Below are 481 nucleotides of genomic sequence, written 5' to 3'. Positions count from 1 at the left end.
TGTACTGGCCATCGCTGCCCAGGCTAAAGGTGCCGACACCGTTGAGGGTGACGTCACTGCCATCGGCATTATAGACGGTGTTGTCGCCGGCAATGGTGAAGGTGGTGATACTGAGATCGCCATCGACGCTGCTGCCATCAATCACATTGCCGCTCACTTCCGGGCTGTCCTCGACGATGCTGCGAGTTTCATTATCATCGCTGAAATCATCGTTCACCGGGGTGACGGTCAAGGTCAGGGTCGAGGTATCTGTCGCGCCCGAGCCATCGGTTAAGGTGTAAGTGATCACCGGCACGCTGCCGTTATAGTTGGCGGCAGGGGTAAAGGTGTACTGGCCATCGCTGCCCAGGCTAAAGGTGCCGACACCGTTGAGGGTGACGTCACTGCCATCGGCATTATAGACGGTGTTGTCGCCGGCAATGGTGAAGGTGGTGATACTGAGATCGCCATCGACGCTGCTGCCATCAATCACATTGCCGCT

General features: G+C 57.2%; 1 protein-coding gene. It reads right to left on the bottom strand.

What is annotated here, in order from left to right; all coding sequences use genetic code 11:
• On the bottom strand, window positions 1-481 hold a 481-nt coding region (locus tag K5R16_RS22220), incomplete at both ends, for an Ig-like domain-containing protein (protein WP_220740593.1).

This window comes from Shewanella sp. c952 (genome assembly GCF_019654975.1).
Taxonomy (GTDB): domain Bacteria; phylum Pseudomonadota; class Gammaproteobacteria; order Enterobacterales; family Shewanellaceae; genus Shewanella.
Note: the sequence above shows the minus strand (reverse complement) of the source record. Positions and strands in the feature narration are given on the sequence as shown.